This window comes from Paragemmobacter amnigenus (assembly GCF_009908265.2).
Lineage (GTDB): Bacteria > Pseudomonadota > Alphaproteobacteria > Rhodobacterales > Rhodobacteraceae > Paragemmobacter > Paragemmobacter amnigenus.
In genome coordinates this window covers 89,385-112,263 of the sequence record NZ_JAAATX020000011.1, presented here as the reverse complement: position 1 = coordinate 112,263, position 22,879 = coordinate 89,385, and the positions used below count along the sequence as shown (strand labels likewise).

Annotated in this window: 19 protein-coding genes and 1 tRNA gene; 12 read left to right on the top strand and 8 right to left on the bottom strand. The window is 69.1% G+C overall.

The annotated features are described in order from the left end of the window. Positions 1 to 48: 48 nt before the first annotated feature. The 3 genes from GU927_RS15775 to GU927_RS15765 all read right to left on the bottom strand — a co-directional run bounded on the left by GU927_RS15775 (position 49) and on the right by GU927_RS15765 (position 4,935). Positions 49 to 3,498, bottom strand: a complete 3,450-nt coding sequence (locus tag GU927_RS15775) for a Hint domain-containing protein (protein WP_161763424.1) — start codon at positions 3,496 to 3,498, stop codon at positions 49 to 51. 303 nt (positions 3,499 to 3,801) lie between these two features. Next, positions 3,802 to 3,888: transfer RNA gene (locus GU927_RS15770), tRNA-Leu, on the bottom strand. 93 nt (positions 3,889 to 3,981) lie between these two features. Further along, positions 3,982 to 4,935 (bottom strand): class I SAM-dependent methyltransferase, encoded by a 954-nt coding sequence (locus GU927_RS15765; RefSeq protein WP_217765704.1) that lies wholly within the window; start codon positions 4,933 to 4,935, stop codon positions 3,982 to 3,984. A gap of 25 nt (positions 4,936 to 4,960) precedes the next feature. On the opposite strand from GU927_RS15765, the gene lipB reads away from it, so the two are divergent. The 5 genes from lipB to GU927_RS15740 all read left to right on the top strand — a co-directional run bounded on the left by lipB (position 4,961) and on the right by GU927_RS15740 (position 10,180). After that, complete coding sequence (gene lipB / locus GU927_RS15760) at positions 4,961 to 5,785, top strand: lipoyl(octanoyl) transferase LipB (RefSeq protein ID WP_332838507.1); 825 nt, start codon at positions 4,961 to 4,963, stop codon at positions 5,783 to 5,785. A 120-nt stretch (positions 5,786 to 5,905) separates the two neighbouring features. Further along, positions 5,906 to 6,316: a c-type cytochrome gene (locus tag GU927_RS15755; protein WP_161763421.1), complete on the top strand. Its 411-nt coding sequence runs from the start codon at positions 5,906 to 5,908 to the stop codon at positions 6,314 to 6,316. Between the two features lie 259 nt (positions 6,317 to 6,575). Next, positions 6,576 to 8,255, top strand: a complete 1,680-nt coding sequence (gene ctaD / locus GU927_RS15750) for a cytochrome c oxidase subunit I (RefSeq protein WP_161763420.1) — start codon at positions 6,576 to 6,578, stop codon at positions 8,253 to 8,255. A gap of 340 nt (positions 8,256 to 8,595) precedes the next feature. Continuing rightward, positions 8,596 to 9,084 (top strand): DUF2244 domain-containing protein, encoded by a 489-nt coding sequence (locus tag GU927_RS15745; RefSeq protein ID WP_161763419.1) that lies wholly within the window; start codon positions 8,596 to 8,598, stop codon positions 9,082 to 9,084. 103 nt (positions 9,085 to 9,187) lie between these two features. Then, a complete protein-coding gene (locus GU927_RS15740) occupies positions 9,188 to 10,180 on the top strand; it encodes an alpha/beta hydrolase (RefSeq protein WP_161763418.1) in 993 nt (330 codons plus the stop codon). A 47-nt stretch (positions 10,181 to 10,227) separates the two neighbouring features. On the opposite strand, the gene GU927_RS15735 is transcribed toward GU927_RS15740, so the two are convergent. Further along, positions 10,228 to 10,686 (bottom strand): GatB/YqeY domain-containing protein, encoded by a 459-nt coding sequence (locus tag GU927_RS15735; protein ID WP_161763417.1) that lies wholly within the window; start codon positions 10,684 to 10,686, stop codon positions 10,228 to 10,230. A gap of 182 nt (positions 10,687 to 10,868) precedes the next feature. On the opposite strand from GU927_RS15735, the gene carA reads away from it, so the two are divergent. Both carA and GU927_RS15725 read left to right on the top strand, forming a co-directional pair. Beyond that, positions 10,869 to 12,023, top strand: coding sequence for a glutamine-hydrolyzing carbamoyl-phosphate synthase small subunit (gene carA / locus GU927_RS15730; protein ID WP_161763416.1), 1,155 nt, complete (start codon positions 10,869 to 10,871; stop codon positions 12,021 to 12,023). Between the two features lie 85 nt (positions 12,024 to 12,108). Next, positions 12,109 to 13,851 (top strand): glycosyltransferase, encoded by a 1,743-nt coding sequence (locus GU927_RS15725; protein WP_232489234.1) that lies wholly within the window; start codon positions 12,109 to 12,111, stop codon positions 13,849 to 13,851. Here the strand turns inward: GU927_RS15725 and GU927_RS15720 are convergent. Beyond that, entirely contained in the window at positions 13,848 to 14,483 is a 636-nt protein-coding gene (locus GU927_RS15720) for a GntR family transcriptional regulator (protein WP_161763415.1), read from the bottom strand. The genes GU927_RS15725 and GU927_RS15720 overlap by 4 nt on opposite strands. A gap of 142 nt (positions 14,484 to 14,625) precedes the next feature. Between GU927_RS15720 and GU927_RS15715 the strand changes: the two genes are divergently transcribed. The 3 genes from GU927_RS15715 to GU927_RS15705 all read left to right on the top strand — a co-directional run bounded on the left by GU927_RS15715 (position 14,626) and on the right by GU927_RS15705 (position 16,964). After that, on the top strand, positions 14,626 to 15,279 hold the full coding sequence (locus GU927_RS15715; protein ID WP_161763414.1) for a pyrimidine 5'-nucleotidase: 654 nt from the start codon (positions 14,626 to 14,628) through the stop codon (positions 15,277 to 15,279). Between the two features lie 169 nt (positions 15,280 to 15,448). Then, a complete protein-coding gene (locus GU927_RS15710; RefSeq protein WP_161763413.1) occupies positions 15,449 to 15,694 on the top strand; it encodes a hypothetical protein in 246 nt (81 codons plus the stop codon). Positions 15,695 to 15,767: 73 nt separating this feature from the next. Beyond that, positions 15,768 to 16,964, top strand: coding sequence for a UbiH/UbiF family hydroxylase (locus tag GU927_RS15705; protein WP_161763412.1), 1,197 nt, complete (start codon positions 15,768 to 15,770; stop codon positions 16,962 to 16,964). 147 nt (positions 16,965 to 17,111) lie between these two features. Here the strand turns inward: GU927_RS15705 and GU927_RS15700 are convergent, their stop codons facing one another. Together GU927_RS15700 and murD are read right to left on the bottom strand one after the other, a co-directional pair. Continuing rightward, entirely contained in the window at positions 17,112 to 18,239 is a 1,128-nt protein-coding gene (locus tag GU927_RS15700; RefSeq protein ID WP_161763411.1) for an aminotransferase class V-fold PLP-dependent enzyme, read from the bottom strand. Between the two features lie 99 nt (positions 18,240 to 18,338). Beyond that, the gene (murD, locus tag GU927_RS15695; protein ID WP_161763410.1) at positions 18,339 to 19,742 is read right to left on the bottom strand and encodes a UDP-N-acetylmuramoyl-L-alanine--D-glutamate ligase; all 1,404 of its coding nucleotides are present in this window, start codon (positions 19,740 to 19,742) and stop codon (positions 18,339 to 18,341) included. 191 nt (positions 19,743 to 19,933) lie between these two features. On the opposite strand from murD, the gene GU927_RS15690 reads away from it, so the two are divergent. Together GU927_RS15690 and GU927_RS15685 are read left to right on the top strand one after the other, a co-directional pair. Beyond that, complete coding sequence (locus GU927_RS15690) at positions 19,934 to 21,145, top strand: aminotransferase-like domain-containing protein (RefSeq protein WP_217765703.1); 1,212 nt, start codon at positions 19,934 to 19,936, stop codon at positions 21,143 to 21,145. Positions 21,146 to 21,151: 6 nt separating this feature from the next. Continuing rightward, complete coding sequence (locus GU927_RS15685; RefSeq protein ID WP_161763409.1) at positions 21,152 to 21,814, top strand: RraA family protein; 663 nt, start codon at positions 21,152 to 21,154, stop codon at positions 21,812 to 21,814. A gap of 6 nt (positions 21,815 to 21,820) precedes the next feature. Here the strand turns inward: GU927_RS15685 and GU927_RS15680 are convergent, their stop codons facing one another. Further along, a complete protein-coding gene (locus tag GU927_RS15680; protein WP_217765702.1) occupies positions 21,821 to 22,798 on the bottom strand; it encodes a hypothetical protein in 978 nt (325 codons plus the stop codon). Positions 22,799 to 22,879: the final 81 nt, after the last annotated feature.

The window sequence follows — 22,879 nt, the reverse complement described above, 5'->3', positions numbered from 1 at the left end:
CGATACAAACGCGGCAACTGTTTCCATTTGCCGCGCAATCCCTCTCCCTCATGCGGCCGCCCTGTCCCGCACCCGCGGACCGGGCAGCAGCAGCCTGCGCTTCGCCACGGGCCGTGCGGTCGGACCATACAGCGTCCCGGCCTCCACCAGCCCGGCCAGCACCGGCGCCAGCAGCGGGAAGGCCGCCGCGATCTGGGCCGCGACCGCCGTCCCCAGCGCCGCCACGGCCACCGGACCGGGATACAGCGTTTCGGTCGCCATGCCCTGCGCGAAGATGATCCCGTGCCGCTCCAGCAACAGATGGTGATAGCCCACCTCGCGCTTGCCCCTCGCGATGCGGAAGCGCGCATCGCCCGTCTCGGCCAGATGCTTGGCGCGCACCAGCATCTCCACCCCGTCCACCTCGGCCAGCACGGCGTGGTTGGGCGATACCAGCACGTCGCCCCTGTTGCCCAGCGCCCCGTCGCGGATCATCACAGGCCGCAGCAGCGGCTCTGCGGCAAGCGCCGCCGCATCCAGATGCCGCCCGCCCGCCCACATCACCCGCTGCACCCCGTGATCCAGCGTCACCACACGGTCACCCGCGCGGATGGACTCCACCGGCACCTCGCCCCGCTCGGTCAGGATCAGCGTCCCCGTCCCGAAACACGGCACGCCCAGCTGGTTCAGCGCCTTCTTCCCCGACACCAGCGCCGGATCGATGCCCACCAGCCGGATCGACACGCCCCCCGGAAGCGTGACGATGGCCCCGCCCGCCCCGTCAGGGGTGACGACGGCATCCTCCCAGTTGACCGGATTGCCCTGCGCGTCGACCATCCCCGACACGTCGATCCGGTCCGTGAACTGCCCGTCGAGCAGCGTCAGGTCCAGATCGGCGATCACATCCGACCCGCCCCCTGCCGTAATGACAAAGGTATCCCGCCCCGCCCCGCCGGTCAGCGTATCGTTGCCCGCCCCGCCGACGAGCGTATCGTTGCCCTCGCCCCCCGCCAGCGCGTCCGATCCCGCCCCGCCATCCAGCAGGTCCGCACCCGCCCCGCCATCGGCCACGTCATTGCCGGTCCCGCCCGACAGGCTGTCATCGCCCTCCCCGCCCGACAGCGTGTCATTGCCTGCGTCACCGGTGACCAGATCGTTGCCGTCGCCGCCCTCGACCGTATCGTTCCCGTCACCGCCCAGAACCGTGTCGTCATCCGCGCCGCCGAAAAGCTGGTCGCTGCCGCCGCGTCCCTCGATGACGTCATTGCCCGCCCCACCGAAAAAGGTGTTCAGGTAAAAGTCGGCCGCCCCGAGATTCTCGTCGTCAAAACCGATGATCGTGTCGTCGAAGGCCGACCCGATCACCCCGTCGACGCCCTGCAGCACGTCCCCCTCGGCATGTCCGCCGGTTGCGGTCCATGTCCGCAGGTTCACATTCACCGCCGCATCGCTGTCCGAATAGTCGACAACATCCAGCCCGGTGCCGCCATAAAGCGTGTCGATCCCCGCCCCGCCCGCCAGCGTGTCGTTGCCGTCGCCGCCTTCCAGAGAATCCCGCCCGTCGCCACCCGACAGGACATCCGCCCCGCCACCGCCGAACAGGCGGTCATTGCCCGCCCCCGTCTCGACCCGATCCGCCGCCGCGCTGCCGTTGACCGTATCGGCCCCCGACCCCGTGCGGACCAGCTCCACCTGCGAAAAGGTCGTGGTGCCGCCCGAATTCGCCGCCGTCCCCGCCCCCGCGCCCGACAAATTCACGGTGGTCGCCGCGGTCTGGGCGGACAGGTCGACCGTATCGTTCCCCGCCCCGCCGACGAGGGTGTCCGACCCGTCACCCGCCGCAATGACGAAAAGGTCGTCCCCCTCGCCGCCGATCAGCGAATCCGACCCTGCCCCGCCCACCAGCGTGTCATTGCCATCCCCGCCGGCCAGCGTATCGGCCCCGCCCCCGCCCGACAGGCTGTCATTGCCCGCCCCGCCGTCCACGCTCTCGTTGCCGGTCCCGCCGGTGACGGTATCCTCGCCCCCGCCCAGCGCCACGCGCCGGATGCCCGAGAACCCCGCGACCGTCCCCGCCGACAGCGCCGACAGCGCCGACAGCGTGCCCGCCTGACTCGCACTGAAGCCCAGCGTCACATCGGCATCGATCGCGGTCGCGTCGATCAGATCGCCCAGCGTCGTGCCGTTCGTCCCGCCGGTGATCGTATCCGCGCCGTCATTTCCGGTCAGGACAAAGGTGTCATCGCCCGCCTGACCCAGCAGGGCATCATTACCCGCCCCGCCTGTCAGCGTGTCATTGCCCGCCCCGCCATCCAGCAGATCCGCGCCCTCGCCCCCCGACAGGACATCCGTTCCCGTCCCGCCATAAAGCGAATCCGTGTCGTCCCCGCCCTCCAGCGTATCGGCCCCGTCCCCGCCGAACAGCGTGTCGCGGCCCGTGCCGCCGAACAGCGCATCCGCCCCCGTGCCGGCCACCAGCCGGTCATCGCCCTCGTCCCCGCTCAGGATGTTCGTGCCGGACGCATCAGTCAGGCTGTCATCGCCCGCACCGCCCGACAGCTGGTCATTGCCGGCATTGCCGGTCAGCACATCCGCCCCGTCCCCGCCGAACAGCCGGTCATTGCCCGACCCGCCCGTGACGGTATCGGCCCCACCATTGCCCCACAGCGTGACATCGCCTGCCGAAGAGCCTGCGTTCAGCGTGTCGTTGAATTCGGTCCCGTCAAAGGCCTCGATCCCGCTGAAGGCCGTCGCCGCCACACCGGCCAGCGCCTGCGTTCCCGCCCCCGTGGCGCTATAGGTGACAGCGGCCCCTGTCAGCGCACCGGCATAGCTGATCGTGTCATTGCCCGCTCCGCCAAAGACCGAGTCGATCCCCGAGGCATTGGTGATCCCGAACAGATCGTCGCCATCCTCGCCCGACAGGCTGTCATTGCCCGCCCCGCCGGACAGGGTGTCATTGCCCGCCCCGCCAAGGATCGTGTCGTTGCCCGACCCGCCCGACAGGCTGTCATCGCCCGCCCCGCCCCGCAGCGAGTCATTTCCCGTCCCGCCCGTCAGGACATTGTCCGCGCTCTGGTCATGGGACAGCGGTGCCATCACCGCATAGCTCGTCCCCGCCGCCGTCGTCGCCGCCGTGGCCGTCACCGTATAGGCCACACCCGGCTGCAGCGGCTGGGTCGAGACATAGCCGACGGTCGTGCCACCCACGATCACCTGATAGAGCGTGACACTGCCCGCCACCGGATCGCTGACCGTATAGGCCGTGCCCAGCCGGATCGCGCCCGAGGCGACGGTCGCACCCGCCGCATTGGTCACCACGCCGGTCTGGTTGGCATCCAGCGTCGCCGCCGCGCTGCCCGAAAAGGCCGTGTCGTCATCCGTGACGGTAAAGAGCAGCTCCGATGCCGGTGCCGACCAGTTCGGGTCCAGCATGAATGTGGACCCGTTGGCGAGGGCTCCGCCCCCGCTCACGATGATTGAACCGGCGGCATAGCCGTCGATCACATAGGTGGCCATCACTCTGCTCGCGCCACGGCCGACCGGTCTTGCGCCGGTTCGGCATGAACCCGGACTTTGGCCGGGATACCATATCCTTAAGGATGGCAATTGTGGCGAAAGTAGGGCAATTGCGGCAAGGCCCACTGCCGCGGCCCAATTCGTTAATCCGGCGTTGCGGTGCCGACTCGCAAACGCCGCTTCAGGGCGCCGCCACCGGCCACAAATGCCGAAAGGCACGGCCCGCGCCGTGTCATTTCAACCTGCGATGACGGGGAAGTCTGCCCTCCCTGACCGGGCCTTTCCGGCCCGGTCGGGAAGTCATGGTGCGGATGAAAGGACTCGAACCTTCACGGGAGTTACCCCACAGCGACCTCAACGCTGCGCGTCTACCAATTCCGCCACATCCGCACGATTTGGCTTGGTGGCGGCTGTTTAGCGAAGGCCATCGGGGAAGGAAAGAGGAAAAAAGCGCCCTTTTCCGGCCTGTCGCTCCCTGCCCCCTCAGCCGCGCGCCAGCACCTCGGCCAGCCGTTGCGCGGCGGCGTCGGCGATGGCGCGATGCGTCTTCAGACGCGCGCCCTCGCGGGCCTCGCGCAGCCGCGCGGCGATCGTCCGCAGGAATCGCCCGGCCACCGTGCCCTCGGCAGGCTCGGGCAGACGCCGCCCGTTATGCGCCACCATGGCCGCCCGCATCCGCAGCGCGTTGATCCCCAGTTCCGCCACCGGAACCGTGCCCCCCTCGCCCCGCTTGAAGAACGCCCCGCAGCGCCCCGCCGACCGCGCGGCGGTGGCAGGCAGTTCCACCAGCCCCGCAAGCCCCGCGACATGGCGCAGCGTCACGGGGTTGTAATTGTAGATATGCCCGTAATGGAACATCCGCCCGCGCATCTTGTGGCGCGCGTCGCTTTCGATGTCGGGCACCTCGATATAAAGGATGCCATCCTCGGCCAGCCACCCCGCCAGCCGCCGCAGCGCCACCACCGGATCGCGCAGATGCTCCAGCACATGGCTCAGCCGGATCATGTCGAAACTGCCCTCGGCAAAGGCGAAATCCTCCATCCGCCCCGTCTGCACCGGCAGATCCAGCTTGGCGCGGCAATATTCGGCATAGGCCTCGTTCGGCTCCACCGCCGTGACCTCCGCGCCCAGCCGCCGCGCAAGGAACGAGAACTCCCCGCTCCCCGCGCCAAGGTCCAGCCAGCGCCCGCCCTTGGAATAGATGTCGCGGAAGGCCGCGAAATGCGCGTTCAGCCGCTCCAGATTGCGCCAGACCTGCCGCAGCCGCGGCTCGGGCGCCCCCTTGTAGTCGGTCCGGTAGTCGCGCCGATAGAACTCGGTCAGTTCCGCCTCGCTCGGCACCGGATCGTTCCGCAGGACGCCGCAGCCCGTGCACAGGACCGTGACCAGCGGCCGCCCGTGGCGGTCCTCGCGCGAGACGACCTCGGTCGCGCTCACGCCGCACAATACGCAGGCTTCACCCATGTCCATCCTCCGAACCCGTGCGCGACCTATGCGGCAAATGGCGGCCCGCTTCAATCGCCCTTGCGGACCTTGCGCCTTTGGGGGCATTGCTCAGGACGATTTTTTGCAGCGCGCGACACTCCCCATGCCCGAATGGACCCATCTGCCCGGCCTCAGCCCCTATCTCCCCACGCTCGCCGCGATGGAGGACCACGTGGCCGCCATGGCCGAAGGCCGCGCGGACGAGGCGGTCTGGCTCCTCGAACATCCGCCGCTCTATACCGCGGGCACCTCGGCCCGCCCCGCCGATCTGGTGCAGCCCGACCGCTTCCCCGTCCATGAAACGGGGCGTGGCGGGCAATATACCTATCACGGCCCCGGCCAGCGCGTGGTCTACTGCATGATCGACGTGGGCGCGCGTGGCCGCGACGTGCGCTGCTTCGTGCGTGCGCTGGAAAACTGGGTGATCGCGACCCTTGCCGAATTCAACGTCAAGGGCGAGATCCGGCCCGGTCGCGTCGGCGTCTGGGTCACCCGCCCCGACCGCGCCCCCAACCCCGACGGCACCCCGGCCGAGGACAAGATCGCCGCCATCGGCGTCAAGCTGCGCCGCTGGATCAGTTTCCACGGCATATCGATCAATGTCGAACCGGACCTGTCGCATTTTTCGGGCATCGTGCCCTGCGGCATCACCGACCATGGCGTCACCAGCCTTGTCGACCTTGGCCTGCCCGTCACCATGGCCGACCTCGACGCCGCCCTCATGGCGACCTTCCCGCGCTTCTTCCCGCCCGAAGGCGGCCTGCGCCCCGACGGCGTCAATCCGCCGGCCTGCGCGCGCTGACCCCCTCTCCGAACGGCTGCGACCATCGCATCCCTTGCGCCTGACCGGAACCGCAGGCACTCTGCGACGCGTTTGCAAGGCATCCGCCATCCTGCGCCCAGCCTACTGAAAGAGAACGACATGACCAGAACCCTGATCGCCGCCCTCGCGCTTGCCGCCCTCGCCGCCCCTGCCCTCGCCGCAGGTGACGCCGCCAAGGGCGAGGCCGACTTCAAGAAATGCAAGGCTTGCCACGCCATCGTCGCCGCCGACGGCACCGAAATCGTCAAGGGCGGCAAGACCGGCCCCAACCTCTTCGGCGTCGTGGGCCGGACCGTGGGCGGCGTGCCTGACTTCGCCTATTCCGAAAGCCTGAAATCCGTCGGCGCCGCCGGCAAGGTCTGGGACGAGGCGATGCTGGTTGCCTATCTGCCCGACCCTTCCGCATGGGTGAAGGCCGAGACGGGCGACGACGCGGCCAAGTCCAAGATGTCCTTCAAGCTGTCGAAGGGGGCCGAGGATATGGCGGCCTACCTCGCCACGCTGAAGTAACCGCGCATCGCGGCCCCCCCCCGCGGGGACATCAGGGCGCGCGGGAAACCTCCCGCGCGCCCTTCGCTTGCCGCCCCGCCCCGCAGGCCACCGCGACGATGCGTCGCCCCGCTTTCCCGCCCTGCACCCCCCTTTTCTTGATCTGCGTCAAAGTCGGTCATTGCCGCCGCCCCCGCGCGCGATTAAACACGGGCCCATAAGGGAACCAGGATCCGGCGCATGACGCCGGTTCAAACGCTTACAATATCGGGAGACGCCAATGGCCGACGCAGCCATTCATGGCCATGAGCACGACGAGCGGGGCTTCTTCACCCGCTGGTTCATGTCCACGAACCACAAGGACATCGGGATCCTCTACCTCTTCACCGGCGGCATCGTCGGTCTGATCTCCGTCATCTTCACCGTCTATATGCGGATGGAGCTGATGAATCCCGGCGTCCAGTACATGTGCCAGGAAGGCCTGCGCCTCGTGGCCGATGCCGCGGCGACCTGCACGCCCAACGGCCATATCTGGAACGTCACCATCACCGCCCACGGCATCCTGATGATGTTCTTCGTGGTGATTCCCGCGCTGTTCGGCGGTTTCGGCAACTACTTCATGCCGCTGCAGATCGGCGCGCCGGACATGGCCTTCCCGCGGATGAACAACCTGTCCTACTGGCTCTACGTCGCGGGCACCTCGCTCGCCGTGGCCTCGCTCTTCGCCCCCGGCGGCGGCGGCGAACTGGGCTCGGGCGCGGGCGTTGGCTGGGTTCTCTACCCGCCGCTCTCGACCACCGCCGAAGGCGGCTATGCCATGGACCTCGCCATCTTCGCGGTGCACCTGTCGGGTGCCTCCTCGATCCTCGGCGCGATCAACATGATCACGACCTTCCTGAACATGCGCGCGCCGGGCATGACCATGCACAAGGTGCCGCTCTTCGCCTGGTCGATCTTCGTGACCGCATGGCTCGTGCTGCTGGCCCTGCCGGTGCTGGCCGGTGCCATCACCATGCTGCTGACGGACCGTAACTTCGGCACCACCTTCTTCACGCCCTCGGGCGGCGGTGACCCGATCCTCTACCAGCACATCCTGTGGTTCTTCGGCCACCCGGAAGTCTACATCATCATCCTGCCCGCCTTCGGGATCATCTCGCAGGTGATCGCGACCTTCGCCCGCAAGCCGATCTTCGGCTACCTGCCGATGGTCTACGCGATGGTGGCAATCGGTGTTCTGGGCTTCGTCGTCTGGGCGCACCACATGTACACCGTCGGCATGTCGCTGACCCAGCAATCCTACTTCATGCTGGCGACCATGGTCATCGCGGTGCCCACCGGCATCAAGATCTTCTCCTGGATCGCGACGATGTGGGGCGGCTCGATCGAGTTCAAGACGCCGATGCTCTGGGCCTTCGGCTTCCTCTTCCTCTTCACCGTCGGCGGCGTGACCGGTATCGTCCTGTCGCAGGCCGGTGTCGACCGCGCCTATCACGACACCTACTATGTCGTGGCCCACTTCCACTACGTGATGTCGCTGGGCGCCGTCTTCGGCATCTTCGCGGGCATCTACTACTGGATGGGCAAGATGTCGGGCCGCCAGTATCCGGAATGGGCGGGCAAGCTGCACTTCTGGGCCATGTTCATCGGTTCGAACCTGACCTTCTTCCCGCAGCACTTCCTTGGCCGTCAGGGCATGCCGCGCCGCTACATCGACTACCCCGAGGCCTTCGCCTACTGGAACTGGTGGTCGTCGGTCGGCGCGATGATCGCCTTCGCCTCCTTCGTGTTCTTCATCGGCGTCGTGTTCTACACCCTGTTCTTCGGCAAGCGCGTGACCGAGAACAACTACTGGAACGAATACGCCGACACGCTGGAATGGACGCTGACCTCGCCCCCGCCGGAACACACCTTCGAGCAGCTGCCGAAGCAGTCCGACTGGGACAAGGGCCACGCCCACTGAGGCAAGGCAGAACACGAAAAGACAAGGCCGCGGATCGCTCCGCGGCCTTTTCCTTTCCCCGTGCGCCACCCCCACCCCCGCGGATATGTGCAGACAGAAAACCAGCAGCCGCGCTGTTCCGTCCCGAAATATCCACAAGGGGTGAATGGCCGCGCCCGCGCGGCCAGAGGGGACGCGTGCAGCCCCTTCGGCCCGAGCTGCCGCGCGCAGGCGCGCAGGTGAAAGCAAAGACCTGCGGCGGCACGCCGCGCCGCCTTGCTGCCGCCATCCGGCGCGTTAAGCTCTCTGGCGGAGTCAGCAATTCCTTTCCTTCCGCCCGCGCCAAGCTACCCTGCCGCCCATGCCCTATGAATGGTTGCCCCCCACGCCCGACTCGCAGGCCCGCCTGCACCTCTGGCCCTACCGGTCGCTGCCCCGCCGCGGCTTCGTCCTCTTCATCGGGGCCACCTGCGCGCTGATCGCCGTACCGATGCTGGCCGTCCTCGGCTCGCCCGTGCTCTGGGGCATCCTGCCCTTCTTCATCGTGGCGGTCTGGGGGATGTGGTTCGCCCTCTCCCGCTCCTACCGCGACGCCGAGATCGTCGAGGACCTGACGCTCGACCGCGACAGCCTCGCCCTCACCCGCCACGGCCCCCGCGGGGCGCGGCAGGACTGGCAGGCCAACCCCTATTGGGTCACCGTCCACCTCCACCCCACCGGCGGCCCCGTGCCGAACTACCTCACGCTCAAGGGCAACGGGCGCGAGGTGGAGCTGGGCGCCTTCCTCTCCGAAGAGGAACGCATGGTCCTGCGCGACGAACTCCAGACCCGCCTCGCCGCCCTTCGCTGACCGCCACGGACGCGACGGGACGGAACCCGCACGAAACCCCTCGCCAAACGCGGCGCTTCGTGCTGTCCTTCGCGGCGGGATTGGGACGAACCGGAGTGCCGCGATGCGCAAGCTCGTCGTCCTTGGTGCCGTGGCGATTGGCCTGTGTATCTCGCTCTTCCTTGCCAGCCTCCTGACGCCATGGCCCGCGGTCCTGGCGATACGTCTGCTGTTCGACCACGGCGCCGCGCAGGCGATGGCGGCGCTGGAACCCCGCCTGCCCGACGGCATCGACCGCCGCCGCGACCTCGCCTATGGCCCCGAAAGCGACGAGAGGCTCGACCTCTTCCTTCCCTCGGGCGATCCGCCACCGGGCGGCTGGCCTGTCCTGCTCTGGGTCCATGGCGGCGCCTTCGTCTCGGGCGGGCGCGACAATATCGGCAACTACCTCCAGATCCTTGCCGCGCGCGGCTATGCCACCATCGCGCCCGACTACACGCTCGCCCCCACGGCCCGCCACCCCCGCCCCACGGAGCAGATGCTCGAAGCCCTCCTCTGGCTCGAAGGTGCCGCCGACAACCACGGTCTCGACCGGACCCGCATCGTCCTTGCGGGCGACAGTGCGGGCAGCCACATCGCGCTCCAGACCGCGCTCGCCCTCAACGACCCCGCCTATGCCGAAGCGCTCGGCCTGCGGCCCCGCACCGACCCTGCCACCATCCGCGGGCTCGCCCTCTTCTGCGGGGCCTATGACCTGCAGGGAATGGACAGCGACGGCGCCTTCGGCGGCTTCCTCCGCACCGTCCTCTGGGCCTATCTCGGCCAGCGGGACGCCGCCGCCGCCCCCGATGCCGCGCTCTTCTCGCTCTTCGCCCACCTCGCGCCGGCCCTGCCGCCGCTCTTCATCACCGCAGGCAATGCCGACCCGCTCCTGCCGCAAAGCACGGCCCTTGCCGAACAGGCGCGCGCCGCGGGCCTGACGGTCGACACGCTCTTCTTCCCCGCCGACCACCAGCCCCCGCTGCCCCATGAATACCAGTTCACGCTCGATGCCGCCGGCGAGGAAGCCTTCACCCGCCTGACCGCCTTCCTCGACCGCGCCTTCGCCGCGCCATGAGAAAAGGGGGGCCGAAGCCCCCCTTTCAGCACCCGCTGCCGCGCGGTTCAGCCCAGCAGGTCTTTCACCTTCGGCCCCACCGCGCCGAAATCCATCTGGCCGGTATATTTCCCCTTCAGCACCGCCATCACGCGGCCCATGTCGCGGATGCTGCTTGCCCCCGCCTCGGCAATCGCGGCCTTCACCGCGGCCTCGACCTCCTCCGCGCCCAACTGGCGCGGCAGGAATTCCTCGATCACGCGGATTTCGTTCAGTTCCTTCTCGGCCAGCTCCAGCCGCCCGCCCTCTTCATAGGCGCGCGCCGATTCCTGCCGCTGCTTCACCATCTTGCCCATGATGGCGAGGATCTCGGGATCCCCCACCTCCTGCTCGCCGCCTTCCCCGCGGCTTGCGATCTCGCGATCCTTGATCGCCGCATTGATCAGCCGCAGCGTCGACAGCCGCTCGGCCTCTTTCGCCCTCATCGCGTCTTTGAGCGCGACCTGCAGGCGTTCCCGCAAAGACATATGTCACCTTTCCCCGAAGGTTGGCATGAAGCGACACCATACCCTGTCCCGCCCCGACCCACAACCGCCCTCTCTTTCCCCAACCCATTGTAATATCGACATATTCCTTTTCCGCCAAAGCCTTGACCCCGCCCCCCATCACAACTAGTGTCCGCGCAATTTGCCGATAGGAGAGTCGCACCATGCCCGCTTCAGCGAAACCGACCGCATGCCTTGCCCTCTCTGACGGCACCGTCTTCTACGGCATGGGCTTCGGCGCCACGGGCGAGACGGTGGCGGAACTCGTCTTCAACACCGCCATGACGGGCTATCAGGAAATCATGACCGACCCCTCCTATGCGGGGCAGGTCGTGACCTTCACCTTCCCCCATGTCGGCAATGTGGGCGTCACGCCCGAAGATGATGAAACCGGCACCCCCGTCGCCGCCGGCATGGTGGTGAAATGGGACCCGACCGAGCCGTCGAACTGGCGCTCGCGCGACGAACTCACCCACTGGCTGACGGCCAAGGGCCGCATCGGCATCGGTGGCATCGACACCCGCCGCCTGACCCGCGCCATCCGCCAGCAGGGCGCGCCGCATGTCGCGCTCGCCCATGATCCGGCGGGCAATTTCGACATCGCCGCGCTGGTGGCCAAGGCCCGCGCGTGGAAGGGGCTCGTGGGCCTCGATCTGGCCAAGGACGTCTCCTGCACCCAGTCCTACCGCTGGAACGAAAAGCGCTGGGCATGGCCCGAAGGCTATACCGAACGCACCGGCGACGGGCTGCGCGTGGTCGCCATCGACTATGGCGCGAAACGCAACATCCTGCGCTGCCTCGCCTCGGCCGGTTGCGACGTCACCGTCCTGCCCGCCACCGCCACGGCCGAAGATGTGCTGGCCCTGAACCCCGAAGGCGTGTTCCTCTCCAACGGCCCCGGCGATCCGGCCGCGACCGGCACCTATGCCGTCCCGATGATCCGGGGCGTGCTCAAGGCCGACCTGCCGCTTTTCGGCATCTGCCTTGGGCATCAGATGCTGGCGCTGGCACTGGGCGGCAAGACGGTCAAGATGAACCACGGCCACCACGGCGCGAACCATCCGGTCAAGGACCTGACCACCGGCAAGGTCGAGATCACCTCGATGAACCACGGCTTCACCGTGGACAGCCAGACCCTGCCCAAAGGCGTCAGCGAAACCCACGTCTCGCTCTTCGACGGGTCGAATTGCGGCATCGCTGTGGATGGCAAGCCGGTCTTCTCGGTCCAGTACCACCCCGAAGCCTCGCCCGGCCCGCAGGACAGCTACTATCTCTTCGACCGTTTCGCCGAAGCGATGCGCGCCCGCCGCAGCGCCTGATCCGCGCGCCTTAACCGGCTGTTAAGATTTGCCCTGCCAGACTGCGGCCAACCAGAAAGGTTGGCCCGGAAAGGTTGGCACAGGCATGGATCTCGGCCCGCAGGCGGCACCCCTTCCCCCCCGCCCCGCCGGATTGGCCGAGGCGCCGGTCTCCTTCCTCTTCCCCCCTGCCGTCGCGGTCCCCGCGCCGCTGCGCCCCCCCGCCCGCGACCCGCTCGCCCTCGCGCCTGACCCCGCGCTGGCTGCCGCCTATGGCCCCGCCCGCTGTCTGGCCGACGGCGTCCTGCCATGGGCATGGAACAGGGGCGAACTTCTCGTCGCAACCGAAAGCCCCCGCCACCTCGCCCGCGCCCGCGACAGCCTGACCGCCCGCTTCGGCCCCTTCCTGCGCCCTGTCGAACTGCCCCGCCCGCAGATCGAGACGGCGGTCCTCTCGCAGCACGGCCCCGCCCTCGCCCGCGCCGCCGAAACCCGCTGCCCCGCCGCGCAAAGCTGCCGCGCCCTCGACCCGCGCCGCCTTGCCCTCACCTTCGCCGCCCTCGCCGCGACCCTCCTCCTCGCCGCCCTTGCCGACCCGCAGGCCACGCTCCTTGCCGCCTTCGCCCTCGCCCTCCTCGCCCTTCTGGCCAATACCGCGCTCAAGATCGCCGCCGCCCTCGCCGCGCTGCACAGTCCGCCCCGCCCCGCACCTGCCCCCCTGCCCGATACGGACCTGCCCCGCATCTCGCTCCTCATCGCGCTCTTCCGCGAATCCGACATCGCCGCGCGCCTGATCCGCAGGCTGGAACGGCTCGACTATCCCCGCGACCGGCTCGAGGTGCTTTTGCTGGTCGAGGATGACGACACCCCCACCCGCGACGCCCTCGTCGCCGCGACCCTGCCCGCATGGATGCGCGTGATCCCCGTCCCCGCCGGCACCATCCGCACCAAGCCCCGCGCGCTCAACCTCGCGCTCGACGCAGCGCAGGGCGACATCATCGGCGTCTACGATGCCGAAGACGCCCCCGAACCCGACCAGCTCCGCACCGTCGCCGCCGCTTTCGCCGCCGCCCCCGCGCAGGTCGCCTGCCTGCAGGCCGCGCTCGACTTCTACAACCCGCGCCGCAACTGGCTCTCGCGCTGTTTCACGCTGGAATATGCGCAGTGGTTCCGCCTGATCCTGCCCGGGCTGGAACGCCTGCGCCTGCCCCTGCCGCTGGGGGGAACCTCGGTCTTCTTCCGCCGCGCGCCCCTCGCAGCCCTTGGCGGCTGGGACGCCCATAACGTGACCGAGGATGCAGATCTGGGCATCCGCCTCGCACGGCACGGCCTGACCACCCGCATGATCCCCAGCACCACCCATGAAGAGGCGAACTGCCGCGCCCTGCCATGGGTCCGCCAGCGCTCGCGCTGGATCAAGGGCTACCTGATGACATGGCTCGTGCACATGCAAAGCCCCCGCCGCCTGCTGCGCGACCTCGGCCCGCGCGGATTTGCGGGCTTCCAGATCCTCTTTCTCGGCACATTGGCGCAGACTCTGCTCGGCCCGCTCCTGCTCAGCCTCTGGTCCGTGCCTCTCGGGTTCGGCCATCCGGTGCAGGCGCTGCTGCCTGCGGGCGCGCTCCTGTCACTGGGCCTTCTCCTGCTGACCGTCGAAGCGGTCTCCACCCTGCTCCTGCTGGCAGCCCTCCGCCGCAGCGGCCAGCCGGTCAGCCCGCTCTGGATACCGACGCTGCACGCCTATTTCCCGCTCGGCACCCTCGCCGCCGCCAAGGCACTGGCCGAGGTGGTGACCCGCCCCTTCTACTGGGACAAGACCCGCCACGGCCAGTTCGACGACAGCCCCTAGCGCATCCGGATCTCGCCCGCATCGACGCGCAGCCGCGTCTCGAAGGCCTTGCTGATATGCTGGCGCAACGCCTGATAGGCCGCCTCGCCATCCCGCGCCTCGATTGCCCGCACGATCTGCTCATGCTCGGCCAGCGCCACCTCGTCCCGCCCCTCGGCCGCAAAGGACGTATTGGCCATCAGCGCCATGGACCGGTGCACAAGGTCCAGCTGCTGCACCAGAAAGCGGTTGTGACTCGCCAGATGGATCTGCTTGTGGAACCGCTTGTTCGCGCGCGACAGCAGCTTCGGATCGCCCCCCAGCAGCGCGCGGTCATCCTCCACCATGCCCTTCAGGACGCGGATCTCCTCATCCGTCGCATGCCGCGCCGCCAGCCGCGCCGCCAGCCCCTCCAGCTCGGTCCTGACCGCGTAAAGCTCGGCCAGCTGGTTGTGGTCCAGCGAGGCGACGATCAGGCTCCGCCCGTCGCGCGTCAGCATCGCCTGCGTCTCCAGCCGCTGCAACGCCTCGCGCACGGGCGTGCGCGACACACCCAGCCGCTCGGCCAGTTCCGATTCCACAAGGCGGTCACCGGGCTTGTAAAGCCCCCCGTCAATCGCCTCGAGAATCAGCGTATAGGCATCCTTCTGCACGTCGTCCCCCGCCCCGCCCCGTCTGTGGCCCCGAACCGGACCCTGAATACGGTTGTATACCGCGCCTGACACTATCCCCCGTCCGCGCCCCTTTCAACACCCACCCATTGCCCTGCCCGCCCCGCCGGACTAGCTATGCACCATGCCAGCAGAACAGTTCCGCCACGTCCGCACCTGGGTCTTCGACCTCGACAACACGCTCTACCCGCCGCAGATGCGCCTCTTCGACCAGATCGAGGTGCGGATGACCGACTGGGTGATGCAGGCGCTGGGGGTGGACCGCGACCATGCCGACCATCTGCGCGCCACCTACTGGCAACTCTACGGCACCACGCTGGCGGGCCTCATGGCCGAACACCGCATCGATCCCGAGGCCTACCTTGCCGATGTCCACGACATCGACTTCTCCGTCCTGTCGCCCGACCCCGTCCTCGCCCGCCGCATCGCCGCCCTTCCGGGCCGCCGCATCGTCTATACCAATGCCGACGCCCCCTATGCCCACCGCGTCCTTGCCGCGCGCGGCCTGACCGGCCTTTTCGATGCGGTCTACGGGGTGGAACATGCGGGCTACCGCCCCAAACCCGAACGGCAGGCCTTCGAGACGGTCTTCGCCCTCGACCAGCTCGACCCGACCCGCGCCGCGATGTTCGAGGATGACGCCCGCAACCTCGCCGCGCCGCACGCGATGGGGATGAAGACCGTCCACATCGCCCCCGAACCGGAACCCGCCGACCACATCCACCACCACGCGGCGGATCTGTCCGACTTCCTCTCCCGCCTCACAGGCGATGTCTGACGCCAAAATCGCGGCCCTGCCGGCGGGGTCGCGGAATTTGCGTCAAATTCCGCTGCGATTTCTGCGTCAGAAATCGCCGCCACCCCCTGCGACGCCGCACCGCAGCAAAGCCCCCTTGGACTTCCCCGTCCCGCGCTCCACATCCCCGGAAGGAAAAACGGAGTCCCAGATGTCCCTTACCGCCGACGCCCCCGCCCCCGGCCTTGCCTCGCGCATCCTGCACGCCACGCCGGTGATCGGCCACATCGCCCGCGACATCTCGCGCGACATCTCCACCGTCTACTACCTGCTGACGATCCTCGTCACGCTCCTCGTCCTCGCGGTCAAGACATGGGGCCTCGTCGCCCTCGTCCTGCCTGCCGTGGCCTTCGTGCCGGTGATGTTCGCGCTCCTCTTCTGGATCACCCTTCCCTGAGCAGGGTCACTTTGTCGCTTCGCCTTCCCGCCCCGCAGGCGTATCTCTGCGACAGCGGGAACGGAGTGACCACATGCGCGAAACCACCGACATCCTGATCTCCGGCGGCGGGGTCGCAGGCCTCACAGCCGCCGCCGCCTTCGGCTCCGCAGGCTTCCGCGTGGTCTGCGTCGACCCCACCCCCCCGGTGACAAGGATCGAAGACGAAGGCGCCGACCTGCGCACCACCGCCTTCCTGCAACCCTCGATCCCCGTCCTGCAGGCGGCAGGGCTCTGGGACCGCCTCGCCCCCCATGCCGCGCCGCTGCAGATCATGCGGATCATCGACGCGGGCGGCGAATATCCCGACCCCCGCATCGTCAAGGATTTCGACGCCGCCGACATTTCCGACCAACCCTTTGGCTGGAACCTGCCCAACTGGCTCCTCCGGCGCGAGATGGTCGCCCGCCTTGCCGACCTCCCCGACGTCTCCTTCCGCGCGGGCCTCGCCACCACCGCCCTCCTGACCCGCGAGGCAGAGGCCATCGCCACCCTCTCCGACGGCACCCGCATCGCCGCCCGCATGGTCATCGCCGCCGACGGCCGCAACTCGGCCATGCGCGAGGCGCTGGAAATCCCCGTCAAGACCACCCGCTACGGGCAAAAGGCGCTGGCCTTCGCCGTCACCCACCCCATCCCGCACCGCAACGTCTCGACCGAAATCCACCGCTCCGGCGGGCCCTTCACCCTCGTCCCCCTGCCCGACCGCGACGGCATGCCCTGCTCGGCCATCGTCTGGATGGAAACCGGCCCCAATGCCGAACGCCTCGCCGCCCTTCCGGTCGCGGAATTCGAGGCCGAAATGAACACCCGCTCCTGCCACATACTCGGCCCCCTGACACTGGTCAGCCGCCGCTCGCTCTGGCCCATCATCAGCCAGATCGCAGAGCGGATGGCGGGCGAACGCACCGCGCTCATGGCCGAAGCCGCCCACGTCGTCCCCCCCATCGGCGCGCAGGGGTTGAACATGTCGCTGGCCGACCTGCGCGTGCTGCTCGACCTGGCCGAGGCCGACCGCGACGCCATCGGCAGTGCGGCCATGCTCGCCACCTACCACCGCAAACGCCATTGGGAAGTGCAGGCCCGTGTGACGGGCATCGACGCGCTCAACCGCGCCTCGATGATGGGCGCGCAAGGGCTGCGCGACCTGCGCGCCACCGCGCTCAACGCGCTCTACTCCGTGGCGCCCGTCCGCAAGACGCTGATGCGCGCGGGCCTCGGCGTCCGGTAAGAGGCAGGAATTTTCTCGCGAAAATTCCTGAAACCGGTTCTTCTGGCGAAGAACCGCCCCCCGCCGTGACGCGGACCGCACCACGCGCCCCGATCCTTCGCCAGAAGGATCGCCCCGAAAAATCTTCGCCAGAAGATTTTTCCGCCCCTACAGCACCGCCTCCACCGCGCGCTCCAGCCGCGCCACGGTCGCGGGCACGTCCTTCAGCTTATCCAACCCGAACAGGCCAAGGCGGAAGGTCTTGAACTCCGCCCCCTCGCCGACCTGCAAGGGCACGCCCGCGGCGATCTGCATGCCTTGCGCGCGGAACTTCGCCCCGTTCTGGATATCCGGCTGGTCGGTATAGCTCACCACCACGCCCGGCGCCTGATACCCCTCCGCCGCGACCGACGGCACGCCCTTCCGCGCCAGCAGCGCCCGCACCTCGCGCCCCAGCTCCCACTGCGCCGCCTTGGCTGCGGCGAATCCCATCGCCTTCGTCTCAAACATCGCGTCGCGGAACCCCACGATGGCATCCGTGGGCATGGTGGCGTGATAGGCATGCCCGCCCCCCTCATAGGCCGCCATGATCGCCCGCCACTTCTTCAGGTCCAGCGCAAAGGAATTGCTCTCCGTCGCCGCCAGCCGCTCCTCGCCCCGCGGCGACAGCACGACAACCCCCGCCGAAGGCGACGCCGACCACCCCTTCTGCGGGGCGGAAATCAGCACGTCGACCCCCGTCGCTTCCATATCCACCCAGACGCAGCCCGACGCGATACAGTCAAGGACCATGACAGCCCCCACCTCATGCGCCGCCGCCGCCACCTTGGCGATGTAGTCGTCGGGCAGGATGATCCCCGCGCTCGTCTCCACATGCGGCGCGAACACCGCCTCGGGCCGCACCTCGCGGATCTTCGCCACCACCTCGTCCACGGGCGGCGGCGCATAGGGCGCGCGCGGGTCATTTCCGGTCTGGCGCGCCATCACCACGGTCGTCGCGGATGCGAACCCACCCGCGTCAAAGATCTGCGTCCAGCGGAAGGAAAACCACCCGTTGCGCACCACCAGCACCGATCCCTTGCCGAACTGCCGCGCGACCGCCTCCATCGCATAGGTCCCGCCCCCGGGCACCAGCGCCACGGCCGACCCGCGGTAGACCTCCTTCAACAGCCCCGACACATCCCGCATCACGCCCTGAAAGCGCGCGGACATGTGGTTCAGGCTGCGGTCGGTGAAGACCACGGAAAATTCCTGCAACCCCTCGGGGTCGACATGGGCATGGGGCAGAGCGGTCATCCGGCATTCCTCCTCGGTTTGATCCGAATATGGCGCAGCCGCCCGCGCTTGCCAGTCCATTTGCGACCTGCCCGCAGCCTTCGCCCGTCAGCCCGCCCGTCAGCCCCCGATGATCGCCCTGACCCGCGCGGTGAAATCCTCGCCACGCTTCTCGAAATTCGGATACTGGTCGAAACTCGCCGCCGCAGGGGCCAGCAGCACCACCTCGCCCGCCTCCGCCTCCTCGGCCGCCCGCGCCACCGCCCGTTCCATCGTCTCGCAGATCTCGTGCGGCAGATCCCCGATCTGCAGGGCGAAATCCCGCGCCGAATGGCCGATCAGATAGGCCTTCACCACCGACCCCAGCACAGGCGCCAGCGCGGCAATCCCCCCCTCCTTGCCCATCCCCCCCGCGATCCAGCGGATGCGGTCGAAGGCCTGCAAGGCCTTGGCCGCGCTGTCCACATTGGTGGCCTTGGAATCGTTGACGAACCGCACCCCGCCCCGTTCCCCCACCAACTGGCTGCGATGCGGCAGGCCGGCAAAGGATTGCAGCGCCCGCTCGATCTCCTTCGGCCCCACGCCCAGCGACCGGCAGGCGGCATAGGCCGCACAGGCGTTCTGGTGGTTATGCGCGCCGGGCAGCCCCTTGATCCCGCGCAGATCGATGCTCGCCACCTGCCGCCCCTTGCGCCATTCCGACAGAAACCCCTTGCGCGCAAAGACCGCCCAGCCGAACCCCTCCAGCTTGCTGCCCGAAGACACCCGGATCACCCGGTCATCCTCAGGCCCCTCGGCCAGCTGGTCGGCCATGAACCGCCCCTCCAGCTCGTCCACCCCCACCACCGCGCGGTCCGGCCCGCCCTCGGCAAACAGCCGCCGCTTGGCCGCGAAGTAGCCGCCCATCCCGTTGTGACGGTCCAGATGATCCGGCGAAAGGTTCGTGAAAACAGCCACATCCGGCGTCAGCGCCCGCGCCAGCTCCGTCTGGTAGGACGACAGCTCCAGCACCACCACCTCGCCATCCTGCGCAGGCTCGATATCCAGCACCCCGCGCCCGATATTCCCCGCCATCTGCACGGGCCGCCCCGCCTCGTCAAGGATATGGCGCACCAGCGCCGTCGTCGTCGATTTCCCGTTCGACCCCGTGATCGCCACCACCCGCGGCACCGTGTCGAACCCGTCCCAATCCTTCGTCGCATAACTGCGGAAGAACAGCCCGATGTCATTGTCCACCGGCACCCCCGCCTCCAGCGCGCGGGCAATCACCTTGTGCGGCGCGGGATAGAGATGCGGGATGCCGGGCGATACGACCAGCACCGCCACCCCCTCCAGCGCGCCGTTCCGCGTCAGGTCCGTCATCACGAACCCCTCGGCCTCGGCCTTGGCGCGGCTTTCCGGACTGTCATCCCACAAGAGCGTCTCCGCCCCCCCCGCGACCAGCGCCCGCGCCGTGGCCAGCCCCGACCGACCCAGCCCCAGCACCGCCACCTTCCGCCCCTGATAGCCCTGAACCGGGATCATCCGCGCCTCCACATCCTGCCGCGCCCAAGGGATAGGGGAACGCCCCGCAAAGGAAAAGCCCGCTCTCGCCCCTTCGCCACGGTCCAAATACCCTCGGGGGGTGCGGGGGGCAGACAGCCCCCCGTCCGCCCGTTCCACCCGCGCCACGCCGCCCCCTTGCACCCCGCCCGCACCCAAGGCACCCTGCCCCCATGACAGCGCCCGCCAGCCCCCGCCTCGCCCCCCGCTTTGCCACCCGCATGGATCAGGTCCGCCCCTCGGCCATCCGCGACCTGCTCGCGCTTGGCGCGGACCCCTCCATCATCTCCTTCGGCGGCGGCTATCCCGATGCAACGCTCTTCCCGCGCGGCCTGCTCGACGGCGTCTTCCGCGACGCCATCGCCGACCCCTCGGGCGACGCGCTGCAATATGCCCCCTCGGACGGCCTGCCCCGCCTGCGTGCCCAGATCGCCGCCCTGATGACCGCCGACGGCACGCCCTGCACGGCCGACGACATCCTGATCCTGCAAGGCTCGCAGCAGGGCCTCGACTTCGCCGCCAAGATGCTGGTGAACCCGGGCGAGACGATCGTGGTCGAAGACCCCACCTTCCTCGGCGCGCTCATCGCCTTTGCCCCGTCCCAGCCGCGCTATGCCGCCATCCCCATCGATGCCGATGGCATGGACATGGACGCGCTCGCGGCCACCCTCGCCACCACCCCCTCGGCCCGCATGATCTACACCGTGCCGGATTTCCAGAACCCCACCGGCGTCACCCTGTCGCTGCCCCGCCGCCACCGCCTGATCGACCTTGCCAACCGCCACGACCTGATCGTGGTCGAGGACACGCCCTACCGCCACATCCGCTTTGACGGCGACCCGCTGCCCACGCTGAAATCGCTGGATACGGAAGGCCGCGTCATCCATCTCGGCAGCTTCTCGAAGATCCTCGTCCCCGCCCTCCGCCTCGGCTGGGCGCTGGCCTCGCCGCCGCTCCTCGAACGGCTCTCGCTCCTGAAGGTCGCCGCCGATACCCAGACCTCCACCCTCAACATGGCGGCGACCTCGCTCTTCCTCGACCGGCACGACCTCTGGGCCCATGTTGCCACCCTGCGCGCCGCCTATCGCCGCAAGAAAGAGGTGATGCTCGACGCCATCCGCCAGCACTTCCCGCAAGAGGTGACGGCGACCGACCCCCAAGGCGGACTCTTCACATGGGCGCGCTTTCCCGAAGGCTTCGACGCCACCGCCTTCATGCGCGACCACGCCCTGCCCAAGGCCCGCGCCGCCTATGTCCCGGGTGGTACGTTCTTTGCCACCACCCCCCGCCCGAACCACGCGCGGATCAACTTCTCGTCGCAATCCGAAGACCGCATCCGTCAGGGCATCGCCGCCCTCGGCGCCACGCTCAAAGCCCAGATGTAGGACCAGATGCCCGTCACGCTCCACCGCTCCGCCCTGCCGCCCGCCCCCGACCTGTCGGCATGGGCCGACATCCCCGTCGCCATAGCCGTCGACACCGTGCCGGACGCGCGCCAGATCGACCCCGCCATCCGCCCCCTGCGCCCAGCGGGCCAGCAACCCCGCCTGACGGGCCGCGCGGTCACGGTGGACTGCGCCGCCCCCGATTTCGGCGCGGTGCTGCACGCGCTCGACCTGATCTCGGCGGGCGAGGTGCTCGTCATCGCCGCAGGAGGCCACCGCGACCACGCCATGATCGGCGACATCCTGTCGGGCCACCTGCGGGCCAAGGGCGTGGCAGGCGTGATCGTGGACGGCGCGGTGCGCGACACCGCTACGCTTGGCCGATGGGACGATTTCGCCGTCTTCTCCTGCCACATCACCCCGCGCGGCCCCACCGGCGCGGCCGAAGGCGCGGTCAACGGCCCCGTCACCTTCGCGGGCACCACCATCCATGCGGGCGACCTCATCCTCGGCGATGACGACGGCCTCGTCTGCCTGCCGCCCTCAACATGGGAAACCGGCCTCGCCCCCGCTCGCGCCAAACTGTTGCTCGAGGATCGCTGGACCGAAGCCCTACGCACCGGCAGCGCCGCCGCGGCCTTCGGCCTGCCCGCGCCCTTCCGGCGCTAGGAAAGCTCACTCCCCGCCATCATCCGCAGGGATCCACACCCCCTCGGGGCAGATCGCGGGCGGGGCCAGCCCGCGCAGCGGATCGTCCAGCAGCGCCGCCACAGCCCCGTCCGCCGCCGCATCCCCGCGCAGGAAGGCCCGCATCGCGCCAAGGCTCTCGTCCAGTTGCGCCGCCCCCAGCGCGCCCTCGGCCACCAGCGGACCCAGCGCCGCGCCCACCGCATCGACCACGCCCGCCATCGCCGCCTGATCCAGCCGCGCCGTCCCCGTCCGGTCCAGCCGCGCCGCATGGGCCACCGCCACCACAAGCGTCTCCAGCACCACATCCGCATCGGCAAAGCCCGCCGCCCAGCGATGCGCCGCCAGCAACCGCCCCGCCGGCATCAGCTCGAACCCCATAAGCCCCAGCGTCTCGGCCAGCCCGTCCAGCCGCTCGCCCTCGGGCAGGGCGACCGCCTCATCGACCGGCGCGCCGCCCACCGATTCCGTGAAATCCGCCACCGTCACGCGCGGCTTCTTCTGCCGCTTCGCCGCCGCCGCCCGCACCGCAGGCGCGACCACAGGTTCGGCAACAGGCTCCACGACCGGACCCTCGACCGCAGCCTCGGCCACCGGCTCCGCCACGACCTCGGCCACCGGCTCCGCCACAGGCGCAGCCACCTCTGGCTCGGGCGCAGCCACAGCCGCCTCCGGCACCGCCACCGCCAACCCCGCCAGTTCCCGCCCGCGCGGCGTCAGGCTGACCAGCCGCTTCGCCTTCACCCCGAACAGCCGCGCAAAGAACCCGGGCCGCGTCTCGACCTCCTGCACGAATCCCAGATCGCGCAGCCGGATATACTCCCGCCCCAGATCGCCCCCGCGCGACGCGACCAGCACGCGCAGGGAATCACGCTCCACCGCGCCCTCCTCGGCCAGAACGGCGGACAGGGTGGCGAAAACCGATCTCTCGTGCGGGGCAAGCTGGTCTGACACGTCGTACCTCATGACACTGGGGCGGCTGTCCTAGGCCGCGCACGGGCCAAGCGCAATGCCCCCGACACAGGTCGCGCGCACAACCGGCAGGCT